Genomic DNA, 15,099 nt, shown 5'->3' with positions numbered 1-15,099 from the left:
GCCGGATGAATCGAGAGATTCACGTCCGGATCTGCGAGAGCGTGGGGGTGCGATTCCCTTGCGCTACTCGACTAACGGCTCTCAGCGGGGATGCGAGTTGAATGCAGAGAAGTCGAGTTTGCCAGCGATAAGAAACAGCACCGTTCGCATGGTTGCGAAGCGCGTGTAGCCACGCGCCTTGCGCTTGGCGGCCTGAAACAAGCCGTTGATGGCTTCGATAAAGCCGTTGGTCTGTCGGGTCTGGGTCCACGCAACGATGCCGTCAAAGTGTCGGCGAATCAATCGCGCGACCTCCTTCATCGGTTCGACTTTCGAACGCATGACGTTGGTGCACCACTGCCGCAACAATTCGGAGACGACATGAATTTGCTTGCGTTCGAGAATCTCGCGCAACTGCTCGCGATACAACCAGGCGCGGGCCGTTCGCTTGGTGGTGTACTGCCTGAGAAGGCCCTCGAGGTCCGTCAATTGCGCAAGGTTCAGCTTGTTGGCGTCCTTAAGCAGTGTCCAGCGCATCCCTTTAAGTTCTGGGTCGGCTTTCTGTTGTTGACGCCGGACCGTATCAAGCGCCTTGGAGGCATGGGCGACGACGTGAAACTTGTCGAACGTCACTCGCGCATTGGGCAGATGTTCGCCGACGCCTTTGACGAACGCGGGCGACATGTCGATGCTCACGGAGCTCACTTGCTCCGGCGTGCCGTGATGTTGGCTAAGGTAGGCCGCAAAGCTCTCAATTGTCTTCGCGTCACGGCCGGGCGTGACGAATACGACGCGCCGAGCCTGCATATCGGCGACCAGCGTCAGATACTCGTGGCCTCGCCGGTACGAGGTTTCGTCGATGGCCACCGAGTTGACGTCCGACAGGTTCGCCGACGCCAGCGCGAGTTCCACATAGCGCGAGCAGATGGCATGCACCCGATGCCACGACAGATTGACGATGCGCGCCACTGCGGCAAACGGCATCTGCTGCGCCAGCATCAGCACCAGCGCCTCGAACAGCAACGTGAAACCGTCGAGTTGGCCGACCCATTCCGGCTCGACCAGCCGCACCGAACCATCGGGCAAGCGCACGCGCGGCACCCGCACTTCAAGATAGCACTCGTGCTGGAAGAAATTCAGGTGGCGCAACCGCTTGATTTGCGTGTCGTGCACTGGGTGCTCACCGGCGAGCCCGGGGTAGGCGAAGCGACTTCCTGCGACAAAGTCCACAGCAATCGTCAGCTGTCGTTTGGCCGTATCAAAGTCGACACCTTGCACGTACCACGGTGCCTTGATTCCCAGGGCGGCTTCAAAGAGTTGATTCGTCATTGTTCGCTTTGTCTTGCATGGCTGGTTGCCGCATTCTGCCGCAACCAGCCATTCCCAGCTGGTCGATTCAAAGCGCCTCAAGGGTTCGCTGCGCCGGGCTCACGCCCGCCCTTGACCCGCACAACCACCCACTCTGATTTCAAAAGAGGCATAAAAAGCCAAGTCATTCGACTGATGAGCGACGTTCTCATTCGATCCGACGCGGCGGCTCAAAGCAGACTGAGCCTGAAAAAACTTGCACTGTTTTGTTCTAAGCACGTTTACGGGATACAAATTGCGTCGTTTCTCGAACGGAGGCACGAGCATCTGCAGGTTTCGGAGTATTCGGAGCTCGACCGCTTAGCCGCGCTTGCGGGCCCGACTGACAACCCGTGGAGCGCGCCAATTTTGGCGCAACTACTAACGAAAGTCCAATGGCTAGACAGACTTGAAGATAAAGTTCCGGAGTCACCGTCAGTAAGGTTGAGAAGGGCGTTGTCCGATAACAGTATGGAGAAGTTGGAGGCCCTGCGTGAACTCATCCCCGAGTATCGTTTCAACTCGTACGCAGGGCACATTGCGTTCAGTCAAGCGAACTACGATAAAGCTGCAGACTACTATCAAAAAGTGAGAGAGTCGGGGAATGATTATCTGGAATCTACGGCAACTCGCTACCTGTTCGAATCACATTACGCGCTCGGCAAGTTGGAGCGCGCAATGACGATCGCAGTTTCGGAATTGCTGCGACGGCCAACTGCCTGGGATACATATCCGCTTGAGCGGCTGGTGAAACTTTGCCTGAAAGACCAGTCGCTAATCAGCCGGGTTGAACTAGCGATTCTCGTGTATCTGACTTCGCGACATATCGATCCTAAGTGGGAGCGCGAGCTATCAGATATCTATGAGAACGTCCTGTACGACATGGATTTTACGAGGCCGTCCCAGCTAAGTGAGATCTTCCCTGATCTCAGTCAACCGGAAGTCGACCTTTGGATTTTCTTCCTTCGATATGTCGCCGTCCCTCGCGTGCTCGACGACACGACTGCCTTTGACGATGTGGACGCTGTCGATAGAGAACGCATTTCGGTGCTCCAAATTCTCAGTCAGCTTGACCCCAGTAACGGACAAGCTTACCTCTCTGAGATACGGACAATCACCCGGGACTTGAACGTCGCTCATTTCCTCAAAAAGGTACAAAGCAGTAAGATTTATGTTGACGAGAGCGGCGTTCGAAGAGCATTAGAGCTAACGCTGAGAGAATCCTTTACGCGTTACGTCAAGCTGCTAAGGAGTCCTTCGTTAGCTTACCAAGCTGAGAAATTATCGAAACGACTTGTCGCCATGCTCAACGTCAAAGGGAACCCCGAATTCAAGGAATTGAAGTTGCCGGCCTCTGAACTTGAAGGGCTGGTGCAATCGATGCTTTCTGATACGGTTCATGAATTCGCATTGAACCCAGCATTCGGGCTAGACACTCATATCAGCACCTCAATCCGACATGGGTCGTTTGAAGGCCATCTGAGAAGTCCTTCAGCACTCGAAGGTCTGCTCTGTGCTCGAGTGGGAGAAGAGTATCAGCTCCCCGCAGTGTGGTCGAGAGAGCTATCGGAACTATCGCCAGACGATAGCGAGTATGTACGGAAACAACTCGCTCGTTTTACGCAAAGGTTCGAAGATCTAGTGCAAGGCTATATCAAGCAGAAGCTACATGTCCGGGCGATCGGCAACAACATCGCGATGTTTGACTATCACACGTCGGACGATGAGCTTGCAAGCTTGGAGAGCGCAGTTGCCGAAAGTTCGACCTATGAACTTGCCGTAGATAAGTTGATAGCGCATTGTTGGTACCTAACCGATCGATCTCTTGATGCGATTCGAACAGATCTTCAGACTTCGATGAGGCGTCAGCTTGCCACCGCTTTTGACGTTCTTGTTACCAACCTAGAGACGAAGTTGCAGCACGATCAAATCGTATCGCTGATCGATGCAATAGCCAGAGCGCGCGTGTCGTTAGATTCAGCACTTAACGACGTGACCGAGTGGTTTCATAAGCCTACCGACCTGTCTAGGGATCCATTTGACTTCGATCTCGCGGTCTATGTAGCTCGACTGCAGGCAACAAACTGCTACACGCAAACCCCTATTATCCCTGCATTCGATCTCTCCGTAACAGGAAAAGTGCCGGGGGCGTCACTCGACGGTCTTTGCGAACTTATATTTATCCTTTTTCAAAATGCCATCATCCACGGCCTTATAGAGGACCGGGGGGTAAAGGTTCAGATTAGCACAATGCGAAGAGATGGTACGGTCATCCTTGAATGTCGTAATCTGATTCCGGCTGAGGTCGATCTCGCAGAGCGACGAGCGATGTCAGAGGCGGCAATGCGTCGATACGAGCGAGACTCGGCGCTGAAGCGTGCCCGAAGTGAAGGAGGATCAGGTCTTTCTAAGATCTGGCGCATCGCGGAGTTTGATCTTCGGGTGAAGCACGGTATCTTCTTAGAAGTTACGGACGATCGCGAATTCGTCGCAAAGGTCGAACTTCAGGGGGAGGCGGTGAACGAATGTTGACGTATGTTATTGAGGATAGTCCGGCGAAAGCCGCGGCGATCCTCCAGTTTTTGGCGGGTCATTACCCCGACGCCTCCGCTGAATTGTTCGCAAGCTTCCAAAGCGGGTTGAAGCAGGTCGAGTCTTCTACACCACAACTGATTATTCTGGACATGACGTTGCCAACTTTTGATCGTGTACCAAATGGTCGAGAAGGGCGTGCTCGTCCGCTCGGTGGTTACGACTTGCTTCGGAAGCTGAGACGCCGGAGTCTCAATTGCAAAGTAATCGTGGTGACGCAGCTGGAAACCTTTGGCGAAGGAGAGGACAAGATCACCTTCGCGGAGATTACTTCAATTTGCCAGCGTGAATTTCCCGGATTGTTCGTGGGCAGTGTGTACTTCGATCAAGGCTCGGTCAATTGGCAGGAACAGCTTGCATCGTTGATTGACAATGTAAGGAGCGGAGCGTGTTAAAAATTTTGATCGTTGAAGACGAGCATGAAAAACGTCGGTTGATCGCTTCGGCAGTTCTTGGAACGCCGGGAATTAATGAGGGGGACGTAGAATACGCGGCGGACGTCACCGGTGCCAAGCGTGCAATTCGTCGCACCCGCTTCGATTTAGTGATCCTAGACATCAACCTTCCTGAGAAGCCGGATGCATTTGCAACGCCTGGTGCCGGTCTGCAAGTTGTCAGTTTCATCAAGAATAACAATGCAGCAAAAGCACCGAGCTACCTTGTCGGCATGACCGCATATGACGAGAGTGCCAATGTTGCGTCGGACGAATTCGCGTCCCCACTTTGGAAATTGGTTCGGTTTTCGTACACAGAGAACGGGTGGAAGCAGTCGCTAGAGCTAGCGCTCGAATATTTGGTGCAGAAGCACCGCCCGCCCTATGTGAGCGATGGCAAAACGTATCACACAGATCTCGCGATTTTCACCGCGTTGGACGAAGAGTTGGAAGCTATCCTTGCGTTGAACGGAAACTGGCGAGAAGAAGCGGTAGCGCATGATCACGCTCGTTACTTCGTCGGGACGTTTCCTTCAGATGTCCGACCCGTGAGAGTAGTTGCGGTCGCAGCCCCACGAATGGGAATGCCGCCGGCAGCAGTGACCGCCGCCAAGCTGATAAGCACTTTTCGTCCCAGAACTTTAGCAATCACTGGCATCTGCGCAGGAGTAAGAGGAAAAACGGAGGTCGGCGATATTCTGATCGCCGATCCTTGTTTCGATTGGGGGAGTGGCAAGTGGGTGCGTGAAGAAGCGACATCCGAACTCCGTTTCAGACCGGCCCCCTATCAATGGAGATTAGACGAAAGGCTCCGAGCTGGTGCTCGCGCAGTTGCCACAGCGGGTCTAATGGGCCAAATACATCAACGATACGAAGATGCAAAGCCGGATAGCGCTCCTCGAGTAATTGTTGATGCAATGGCAAGCGGCGCTTCGGTCCTCCAAGCGGCGCAACTTGTCGATGATGTGCGCGATCAACACAAGAACCTTGTGGGGGTTGAGATGGAGAGCTATGCAGTCTTCACTGCTGCAGAATATGCATCGGAACCCAGGCCAGCATGCATTGCGATTAAATCGGTTTGTGACTTTGGTGACGAAACCAAAGCCGACGAAGCGCACGCATACGCGTCGCACACAAGCGCGCAATTCTTATACGCGTTCGCAACGGAGTTCCTCTCGAACGAAGACATCGACTAAGCTGGATGCGGCGACATGTATGTTCGAGCAGCTGGTCCCACTAAAACACATGGCGGTGGTATCTTCTGGAGCGATGAAAAGTGGTTTGCGAAGCGAGCTTGTTGCCACAGTCATGCCTTGAACGTGCTGACGCATGCGCAATTTGACCAGTTGCGGAGAACTGGTGACGACACGATCAGCAGAATTATCGAATACTGACAACTACATACGATTCGTCGGTGACACCTAGCCGGAGTGACATCGTTTCGTGAGGCAATACGCCGGCCGTGCTCCTAAACGCTGTCTATCGCAATGGCTTGACATAACGCCGTCATGTCGCTCCCAAACTGTAGGAGCAAAGTTGTAGTGTCGTACTTGAGCAAAGTACAGATGTGGTACCAAGCATTATTTATTGGGAATGCTTATAGCTGTCCGCTTTGTCGGTCGCCGTCGGCTCTTCCTCACTTGGCCACTCGGCTGGGAGTTTTCGTGGCTCGACGCGAAGTTCGTTGATCAGCGGGGACGCCATTTTCCAGCAATCGTAGTTACCTCAAGAGAAAAAACCGCCACTGGAACGTGGCGGTCTGGGTTTTCTTGCTCGCGAAGTGAGCCAGCGGGCAGGGGACGATCAGAAAGGCCACCATCCCATACCGCCGCTGTCTCCGTCATTTTCGTGCGAGCGTCGCTTACCACGCTCGTGCTCGTCAGCGTCCCGACGGAAGTCGAAAAGGTCGAACAGATCGCCGATCGCGGGTGCGTTCACTGGCACGTACGGATTGTCGCTCTGCTGGACGGGGTTAGGTAGATTATCGCGGCTGCGTCCGGTAATCGGTGGCAGGCCCCAGTTGCGCTCAATGAATTTCACCAACGACGCATGATCTGCATAGCTGTGGGAAATGCGTCCTCCGGCGGAATACTTTGACACCGCGATCATCGGGATACGCGAGCCGTCGCCGAAAAAGTCGACCGGCTGGATGTAACCGGAATCATAGTAGCCGCCGCCCTCGTCCGTGGTGATGAAGATCGCCGTCGTGGCCCACAGCTTCGGATCGCTCTTTACCGCATCGACCAGCTTCCTGACGAATGCCTCATACAGTCCAAATTTGGACGATGTCGGATGGCCGTCGAGCAGCCCGCCCGGCTTCACGAACGAGACGGCGGGCAAATTGCCAGAGCTGATGTCCGCATACAAGTCCGGCAGGTCCGCAAGGTGCGTCTCGCGAACTTGTTGGTTTGTCATAATGGACGTCTCATACAGGAACGGGTTGCAGATGTTGCAATAGACGCTCTTCGACGGATCGCTGATGAAGCTGCGCCAACCCTCGCCGTAGTACTTCCACGGAATATTGCGATCAAGCAGCGTATCGCCGATCGTGCGCACCGGTGAGGGCGGGATCGTGAACGGCGACTTTGTCCTATCCAGCACCGTGCCGTCACCGTTGTAGCCTGGGTTGTAATTGTTGAGCAGGTAGTAATGCGCCGGCGCGCAGTTCGGCTTCGGATCGTACGGCAGCGATTCGAGGTATCGGCGGATAGGACCGACACCCGGTTGGCTCGCATCCGAACAATTGCTGTAGCTGCCGCCCGAATAGCCGTCCTGCGTGTACCAGTTGTTGGTGCCGGGCAATGGATTCGGATTTTCGATTTGGTCCGACGGCGGGGTGGCGGGGTTACCATCACCGTCGGTGTAATAGTACGCGTCAGCGGCGCCGATCATGATGCTGTTCGCGCCCGTGCCGCCCATCACCGGTTGATGATAGTTGTCGCTCATGGTGTATTGCCGGGCCAGTTGCGTAAAGTACGGCATGTCACCATTGTTGACGTTGTAGAAGCCCAGCGCATTCGAGCCTTCACCGGTGGTCTGGTCGGTAAATGGCGTAGGCTGCGGCTTGCCGTTGCTGCCCGCGCCAATACTGGCCTCGACCCAAGCGAAAAGATCGCCGAGACAACCGCTCGGATTTTCACGCGTCGCATGCCGTCACCCGAAAGAAAGTTGGTGCGTTTCGGGAAGTAAAGTTGAAACTCGGCTAATAGCGAGGTAAAGATGTAACTGTCCGGCTCAATGGCAAGGCAGCGTGCGACACGCTTCGACCAGGGCAACGTCGTGCCTGCCCGGACTTAACGAAACGAAATCGGGATTGCCGTCCGGTTGTAAAAGGGTAGCGGGTGTGCGACGGTATAGGGGACAGGGCAGAAGAACGTTTGGATACCGAAATGTATGACGGTTCCGCCTTGTGCGCTTGATCTTGTTTGAATGTTAGACGCGTAGCTGCTCGGGACTGAGTCGACGAGTCAATCACCACCTTCACTTCGCAAAGTCACACTTTCACTTCTCTCCTTTCACAAGATTGATGTTTAGTTCGCATCTGAGCAAAGTAAAGTTCGGTGCGCTGAAGGGCCCGTGCGCCGGAAAATCGAGCTCTGCAGCGCCCTAACATGTCCCACCTTTACTTCGTGGGACGGGTGCCGACGAGCACCATGGTCGCCCGCAGATCGTTGGCCAAGAATTTCAGCAGATTGAGCGACGCGCGTTGCTCGCGATATGTGCCTGCGAGAAGGTGATGGACTTCATCGACGATCAACATGTTGGGCGCCATCCGGTGCAGCAGATCCCTCGCGAGACGCTCAAGTACGGCTAACCCGGCAGCGGCGTTGTGCGGCGCGCCGAGTTCAAACAGAAGCGACGAGTAGAAGCGATGCTGATCAGGCGTCGGCGGCATTTGCATCGAAATGATAGGGCGCATTTCCATGCCGCGGAGTTCGTCGAAAACATCGGGATGCCGGCGGCGGAACTTGGCGGTGATTTGCGTCTTGCCGATGTTTGAGTCGCCATGTAGCAACAGGCACGGCATGCGTTCGCGCCGCGGCGTGACAAACAACCGTTCAAGCTGTTCGAGTGCTTGGGTGGCTCGTGGATAATCAATCCAGCGATCGCGTAACAGGCATTGAATGCGTGCGTCATCGTCCAGCTGTGCCTGTGACCGTGTCGCCGGCAGTAGATGGGAAAGGGGAGGCGATTTCATCTACGCATCACCATTGCTCAACGTCGTAGGCCGTCGCCGGCTTGCTGTAATCGACGGGATCCGGTTGCTGCGTCGAGGCGCTCGCGGCACTGGGGCTGGCACCCTGCTCGAAGATTCCGTGTGCCGAGTGTTCGCGTGCGGGTGTGCTGTGGCGCTTTGCTTTTCGGGCCATGCTTTTCGCGTCGGCGATCAGACGGCGTTGCTGCTCAATCGTACGGAACACCATGACCTCGGAGATGGTGCGCTGACCTTCGTCGCGCAGAGCTTTGACCGCGGCACGTTGTTCCCATAGGGAAATCGGCGGGCGGCGCAGGTCTGCATATCGGACTTCGATGAACTCCTTGCCGGTCGAACTGACGAATATCCTTGAGAGATCCTCGGGATGGTAGCGAATGGTCACCAAGCGACGGTCTTCGCGCCACGCCGAGAAGATAGGGTGCCAGTAGCGAACGTAAAACAGCGTTAGTCCGTCGCTCTGTATCGTTCGGCGAGCGATCGGGAGAAATCGCACCAAAAACCGCAACGCGGCGTCGGGACTTTCCGGCAACGTCGGAGCAGGCGCAGCGGCAGTCCGGCTCGTCCACGTGCTTGCGGGCGTGGCGCCCAGCAGCCCGCGGTGGGCGCTGTGATGATAGTGCTGGGCTATTTCAAGCGCGAGCCATTGCTCGAATTCGCGCAAAGTCAAGGCAGCCTGTTTTTCTGGTGGGCGTGCTTTTCGCCCTTTCGGCGAGGATCCTGTGCTGCCTGGCAGACCGTGGACACGCTCCATCAGGGTGCGGTTAAGTCTCTCGATATGACCACCGAAGTGCGGGCGTCCAACAGGGCGGTACATGAGCTCAATGCCATACTCGGCGCATCCCGCAAGTAACGCTCGACTCTTGAACTCCGCGGCATTGTCCAGGTGCAGCACCCGCGGCATGCCATGCATTGGCCATTCAGCCTGAACGCCGAGCTTCTCGAGCCATTCCGCTTTGGGCAGCACAACTCGTGTGAGCAACAAGGCAACGGTCGCCGCGCCTGGGCGATCCATGCCGAGGTAGAAGCCCACCACGCAGCGCGTAGCAACGTCGACGGCGAGCGAAAGCCATGGCCGACCGAGCGGACGGCGCAAAAGGTCATCGACCACGAGAAGGTCAGCCTGGGTATGGTCGACTTGCACGACGTTGAGCGGGTTGCGGACGACAAAGTTTCCGGGAGGCTGATCGGCGTTTACGCGCTCAAGCGCCTGCGTTTCGCGATGAGTCGCCCACCACCGTGCAACCGTGCTGCGGCTCGGTGGCCGCGCACCGCTCTCCGCACATCTTCGACGTATTTCAAGCGTGAGATCGGAGAGGGGATGGGCAAGCTGGCGTTGCTTCGGCAGCCATACGTTGAGGACGTCATCGACGATCGCCTCAGTGCGGCCGCCCAGCTGGCGTTTTCCACGCTTCGGCCCGCGCTCGCGAGCCTTCACTGCGCTAGTTACCGGATTCGAAAGAAAGCGCCGTCGAAGACGGTAGACAGTCGCCCAATGCAGGTTAAGCAGTTTCGCAGCCTGCTTCGCCTGCTCAAGTGGCAGCGGCCCGGTCCCCAGCGGGCGAAGCACGCGGGCGATGGCCGCCTCCCGCTCAGCATCGTTCTCTGGTTTGGCCATCGACCTTGTCCGCGAGAAGGGTGCCACCTACATTAGTACAATTGTTGGGCAACGGGGATACATTAGCGGAATTGATGAACAGTAGTCGCTTTGGGCGTGGCATTTGCGCAACACTATCCAACGCTTCAGAAGGGAGAAATTGCTTCATAAATCAATGGTTTAGGCGGCGGCGTCATTAGCGCGATATATGGGCGTCATTAGCGGAATTAACGAACCTCAACAGTCGCAGGCAAGTGTGTACGCCGGGTCCAACGGAATGCTTCATCGGGCGTCGAATGGCATGCGAGGGACCCGTTTGTTTGGACCAGCGCATGGCCCCGCCTCCACGATTGCTAATTCGGGAAGCGCGAATCCGATTGGTGCGATATTGGCAGCAGCCGACCTCTTGGACGTTGCAGCAAATAAGCCCGCCTATGCCGCAAGGATTCGCTCTGCGGTTTCGACAGTGATAGGCGCGGGATTGCGGACCGCTGACATTGCGGAAGCAGGATGCGTTCGAGTGAGCACGGCGCTCATGGGCGATGCAATCGTAAGGGCACTGTGAGTAACTGCGTCATTTACTCTCGCGTTTGTCCTCGATCTAAGCGTCCCAGATTGCCTGGAGACGCCGGAAGACGTCAAGTACTATTGGCTCGTTTTCCATTCGACGCATAACGGCAAAAAACTCGATTGGATAAGCCGGAAGGCGAGGAGAAATCGGAACCAGTTGACCCCTATCCAGCTGCGATTTAAGCATTCTTGAGGGAAGTACGCCGACTCCAGCGCCACTGGCCACTATATCAATTAGCGTCCTGACGTTGTTGCACGTATTGATAATCCGACTGCTAAGTTTAGCGTTGCGCAGTGATTCAACGATTAGTTGATACTGGTGAGACGGACGTGAAAGGCTCCATAAAGGGATTTCCCCAAAGTCTGCTTCGCCGTCAAGGCGTCTTGAAATTTCCTCGGTAGCGTACCAGCCCATTTCGATTGCCGCTATTCGGTTTGCAATTAATAGGGGAGTGTCGACCGGACCGACAACTAAAGCGACATCAAGCAGACCAGCTTCGATCTTCTGGTGAAGAGAAATTGTCAAATCGACATCGATCTCCAAAGTCAAATTCGGAAGCGCGTGTTTAATCGCCTTTGTCAGAGCAGGTAGCCATAGGGAGGCGGCTATTTCGCCACATCCGATTTTAACGATGCCTGAGGCGCTTGAATATGCTTCTGCAGACATCAATGTCGCCTGAAGTTCAGACCACAGTGGCTCGCATTGCTGTACAAGAAGCCGCCCTTTGACTGTCAGGGCCATTCTTCGCCCTTCCTTCCGGAAGAGCTTAATTCCGATCTGTTCCTCCAGTTCTCGAATCCGGGCTGACACGGAGGGCTGCGTTGTGTTCAACCGTTCCGCCGCCGCTCCGAACGTGCCTAGCCGGGCAATCCACAGCAACGTCTCAAGATGATAGAGCGCAATTCGACTCATAAACGATAGTGATCAAACGCATGTTTGTGAAAACGTCCATTTCGGATTCTACGCCTTCTTTTCCTCATTCCATGGGACTAGGCCGCCGATTCATCACCATTATCTATCATTTCAGGCAAAAAACTACAATTGGACGCGATGGGTTATGCAACGTAGGATGGTTCGGAACCGATATAGGAGAGAGACGTTGGACATCAGATACGTGAACGACGGTGGGATTGTCACAATTACTATCGATCGAGAGGAGCGCCGGAACGCCCTCGCTCCTCAGACGATGGTGGACCTACGCGATGCGCTACTTCGCTTTGATGAAGACCCAAGCGCACTCGTTGCCATTGTTACCGGCGCCGGACCCGATGCGTTTTGTGCGGGCGCCGATATTAAAGAGACGCTTCCGGCCGACCGCAGTTTCATCGAAGGATATTTCGACCGGGAGGTAGGATCCACACACCCTCTTTATATCCGGAATATCGCCCTGCCCAAGCTCGGAATCCGTAAGCCGGTCATCGCCGCAGTCAACGGAGTTGCAGTCGGTGGAGGGACGGAAATCGCGCTGAATTGCGATCTGTGCATCGCCTCAGAAAACGCGCGATTTGGGCTTACAGAAGTTCGTATCGGTTCGATTCCCGCAGTGGCTGGAATTCAACGCTTACTGCGTTCGTTGCCGCGTGCCGCAGCAATGCAACTACTCCTCACTGGCTCAATCGTCGACGCCAAATGGGCGCTTCAGTGGGGCCTCGTAAGTGAAGTTGTCGCGACGCAGGACCTGCTCCCGCGCGCCAGGGAAATCGCGCAGTGCATCTCTGAAAACGCGCCGTTAGCAGTGCGCAGCGCGAAGCTACTCGCCGACAAGGCCGCGGAGCTCTCTCTTCGAGAGGCAACCGATGTTGAAGAACTGCTTTGGGGACATCTGTACGCCACCGAGGACAGGGTCGAAGGGCGCAAGGCGTTCGCCGAGAAACGCAAGCCTACGTACCGCGCAAAGTAAGCATGAAGAATAGTTAGGAGATTGAAATATGCTCAGACAAAGCCTGGAAGGGATCAAAGTCGTCGATTTCAGTCAGATCGGTGCAGGCCCGACTTGCTCCATGTATCTTGGGGATTTGGGGGCGGATGTCGTGAAGATTGAGCCCGCGACCGGTGACGTGGGGCGTATGTTGGGACCTCCTTGGGTCGATGAGACTGAGAGCGCGGTCTTCGTTGGATTCAATCGAAACAAGCGCAGCATAGTTCTCGACTTGAAAAGCGAAACAGGCTTGCAGATCGCTAGGCGTTTGATCAGTACCGCGGACGTAGTCGTAGAGAGCTTTCGCCCCGGAGTCATGTCGCGGTTTGCTTTGGATTACGAGTCCGTGAGGGAGTCGAATCCGCGTATCGTGTACTGCTCTGTTTCCGCCTACGGAAGCACCGGCGACTATGCCTCAAAGGCAGGCGTAGATGGGATTTTGCAAGCCGCGTCTGGACTGATGATGCTGCTCGGAGACAACGGCGACGCACCAAGCAAGGTTCAAGCGCCAATCGTCGATGTTTCGACTGGATACATCGCTACGATCGCCGTGCTCAGCCAGTTGTTCAAGCGGCATCGCACCGGGATCGGCGGATATTTGGACGTTAGCTTATTCGCTTCGGCCCTAGCCATTCAGCAATCCTCGATTACGGGATTTCTTGGTGACAAGGCGCTGCCAACGCGAACCGGTAGTGCTGCACCGTATTCCGCGCCTAACGAAGCGTTCCAAGCAAGCGACGGTTGGGTAATGGTTGCCGCGTACTTGGGAGATAGGTGGAGTCGTTTATGCAATATCTTAGGGCTTCCACGCCTCATTGATGATCCGCGTTTCGTAACGTCCAGCCTACGGGTGGTAAATCGTTCGGCGATGCGCGCTGAACTAAGTGCGGCATTCATGGCGCAACGATGCGCTCATTGGCTGGCGCTGTTCGACGCCAATGACATCCTCTGCAGCAAGGTATGCACCTACGAGGACGTTATGGAAAACCCCGCGTTACAGCACATGGGCCTTATCGCAACAATGGAAACGGAGGACGGTCGAACGTTTCGCGTGCCGGGGTTTCCTGTGAATAGTCGAGAGAGCCAAGCAACGCCTCATCGTCCGCCGCCATCGCTTGGCCAGCACACTGCAGAGATTCTTGGCGAACTCGGGTACACGGCTATCGAAGTAGAGCGTCTGATGAACGAGGGCGTCACAAAAAGCTAGTCACCGTGCGCCTTTAGTCGTTTCGCGACGATCTTGCAGAATTTAGGAGTATAAATGGTTTCAGATTCGAATATGAGGAGTCTAGGCGGGATCGCTGCGATCGTCGGGGTCGGTCACACCGACTGGCCGGACGACTATCGGCGCGTGCGGGCCGGCGAAAGACCCCGAGATGCAGTGGGATACGGAGTGAGCGCATTCGTCGATGCGTTAGACGATGCCGGCTTGTCGAAAAATCAGATTGATGGATTGATCGTCGGCCCTACAACCTCGTACGAGCGGGTGGGTGAAGTCCTTGGTCTTGATGTGCGTTGGGGCGGATCCGCTGATGCCATGCAAGGAATCCTGCAAGCCTGCATGGCTATCTATTCTGGGATGGCCACGACTGTTGCGCTCGTGTACGGAAACAATCAACGGTCTGCCGCGGTGAGTTATGGAGGGGCCGACGCCGCATACGGCTCGGAGTATCTATCGTATGTTTATCACGCTCCATGGGCTTTGACTTCTCAAGGCGCCCTGTACGCGATGACAATGCGACGCTACATGCACGAGACAGGCTTTACGGAACGTGACCTAGCGGAAGTTGCTGTTGCTCAGCGGCTTGCAGCGAGCCTCAACCCGCACGCGATCATGCGCAAGCCTATCAGTGTGGATGATTACATGGCGTCACCGTACATCTGTGAGCCGCTTCACTTGCTCGACTACTGCCTCGTGAACGATGGTGGCGTCGCACTGATCATTACTGACGCATGCCGGGCAAAGCGCCTGAAATCAAAGGCCGTGAGCATCAACGCGTTTGGTCGATATGATCTCAATGTAGGAGCGACGAGTCTGCAGCCTCGACTGTCTGAGTTCTACCGACCCGCACAAAAACGAGCAGGAGAGCAGATGTTCAACATGGCTGGCGTCTCGCCCGCCGACGTCAGCTCCCTCCAGATCTACGATAGTTTCTCGTGCCACGTACCGTTGGCTCTCGAAGGGTACGGCTACTGCGAGGTCGGCGGTGCCGCTCGTTTCATTCGGGAAGAGGGAATCTCGCTGGCAGGTCACCTACCCATCAACACGAGTGGTGGGCACCTCTCCGAGTCGTACATGCAAGGGTGGAACCATCAGATCGAGGCGGTCAGACAGCTTCGTGGAACTTGCGGCGACCGGCAGGTAAAAGACTGCCGTTTCGTGCACTACAGCTCCGACGTGGCCGGGAAAGCTGTATCGATTCTATACGGGCACTGATAAACCAATGG

At 55.6% G+C, this 15,099-nt stretch carries 12 protein-coding genes; 7 read left to right on the top strand and 5 right to left on the bottom strand.

The window, feature by feature from the left end; all coding sequences use genetic code 11:
* Window positions 1-81 precede the first annotated feature (81 nt).
* Entirely contained in the window at window positions 82-1,308 is a 1,227-nt protein-coding gene (locus AWB75_RS33295; protein ID WP_061128230.1) for an ISL3 family transposase, read from the bottom strand.
* A 174-nt stretch (window positions 1,309-1,482) separates the two neighbouring features.
* Here AWB75_RS33295 and AWB75_RS33290 point away from each other — a divergent pair, with 174 nt between their 5' ends.
* Genes AWB75_RS33290 through AWB75_RS33280 form a run of 3 tightly spaced genes read left to right on the top strand, consistent with a single transcriptional unit; the run spans window position 1,483 to window position 5,548 of the window.
* Window positions 1,483-3,858, top strand: a complete 2,376-nt coding sequence (locus AWB75_RS33290) for a hypothetical protein (protein ID WP_061128229.1) — start codon at window positions 1,483-1,485, stop codon at window positions 3,856-3,858.
* Entirely contained in the window at window positions 3,852-4,313 is a 462-nt protein-coding gene (locus tag AWB75_RS33285) for a response regulator (RefSeq protein WP_061128228.1), read from the top strand. Before AWB75_RS33290 ends, AWB75_RS33285 begins: the two co-directional genes overlap by 7 nt.
* Window positions 4,307-5,548, top strand: coding sequence for a phosphorylase family protein (locus tag AWB75_RS33280; protein WP_061128227.1), 1,242 nt, complete (start codon window positions 4,307-4,309; stop codon window positions 5,546-5,548). Before AWB75_RS33285 ends, AWB75_RS33280 begins: the two co-directional genes overlap by 7 nt.
* Before the next feature lie 607 nt (window positions 5,549-6,155).
* On the opposite strand, the gene AWB75_RS33275 is transcribed toward AWB75_RS33280, so the two are convergent.
* The 3 genes from AWB75_RS33275 to AWB75_RS33265 all read right to left on the bottom strand — a co-directional run bounded on the left by AWB75_RS33275 (window position 6,156) and on the right by AWB75_RS33265 (window position 10,183).
* Complete coding sequence (locus AWB75_RS33275; RefSeq protein WP_327220327.1) at window positions 6,156-7,364, bottom strand: alkaline phosphatase family protein; 1,209 nt, start codon at window positions 7,362-7,364, stop codon at window positions 6,156-6,158.
* 610 nt (window positions 7,365-7,974) lie between these two features.
* A complete protein-coding gene (locus AWB75_RS33270) occupies window positions 7,975-8,550 on the bottom strand; it encodes a TniB family NTP-binding protein (RefSeq protein ID WP_235012368.1) in 576 nt (191 codons plus the stop codon).
* 7 nt (window positions 8,551-8,557) lie between these two features.
* The gene (locus AWB75_RS33265; RefSeq protein WP_061128226.1) at window positions 8,558-10,183 is read right to left on the bottom strand and encodes a Mu transposase C-terminal domain-containing protein; all 1,626 of its coding nucleotides are present in this window, start codon (window positions 10,181-10,183) and stop codon (window positions 8,558-8,560) included.
* A 187-nt stretch (window positions 10,184-10,370) separates the two neighbouring features.
* Here AWB75_RS33265 and AWB75_RS39600 point away from each other — a divergent pair, with 187 nt between their 5' ends.
* Complete coding sequence (locus AWB75_RS39600) at window positions 10,371-10,727, top strand: isocitrate/isopropylmalate family dehydrogenase (protein ID WP_087087134.1); 357 nt, start codon at window positions 10,371-10,373, stop codon at window positions 10,725-10,727.
* Between the two features lie 36 nt (window positions 10,728-10,763).
* Here AWB75_RS39600 and AWB75_RS33255 read toward each other — a convergent pair whose 3' ends face one another.
* A complete protein-coding gene (locus AWB75_RS33255; RefSeq protein ID WP_061128225.1) occupies window positions 10,764-11,645 on the bottom strand; it encodes a LysR family transcriptional regulator in 882 nt (293 codons plus the stop codon).
* A gap of 187 nt (window positions 11,646-11,832) precedes the next feature.
* On the opposite strand from AWB75_RS33255, the gene AWB75_RS33250 reads away from it, so the two are divergent.
* Genes AWB75_RS33250 through AWB75_RS33240 form a run of 3 tightly spaced genes read left to right on the top strand, consistent with a single transcriptional unit; the run spans window position 11,833 to window position 15,088 of the window.
* Window positions 11,833-12,633 carry an enoyl-CoA hydratase/isomerase family protein gene (locus tag AWB75_RS33250; RefSeq protein WP_200823072.1) on the top strand — a complete coding sequence of 267 codons (801 nt, stop codon included), beginning with the start codon at window positions 11,833-11,835 and terminating at the stop codon, window positions 12,631-12,633.
* A 28-nt stretch (window positions 12,634-12,661) separates the two neighbouring features.
* Window positions 12,662-13,858 (top strand): CaiB/BaiF CoA transferase family protein, encoded by a 1,197-nt coding sequence (locus tag AWB75_RS33245; protein ID WP_061128224.1) that lies wholly within the window; start codon window positions 12,662-12,664, stop codon window positions 13,856-13,858.
* A gap of 54 nt (window positions 13,859-13,912) precedes the next feature.
* A complete protein-coding gene (locus AWB75_RS33240) occupies window positions 13,913-15,088 on the top strand; it encodes a thiolase family protein (protein WP_061128223.1) in 1,176 nt (391 codons plus the stop codon).
* Window positions 15,089-15,099: the final 11 nt, after the last annotated feature.

Origin of the sequence: Caballeronia catudaia (genome assembly GCF_001544755.2) — a bacterium.
Classification (GTDB): Bacteria; Pseudomonadota; Gammaproteobacteria; order Burkholderiales; family Burkholderiaceae; genus Caballeronia; species Caballeronia catudaia.
The sequence above is the reverse complement of the archived record's forward strand: the minus strand, read 5'-3'. Positions and strand labels throughout refer to the sequence as shown.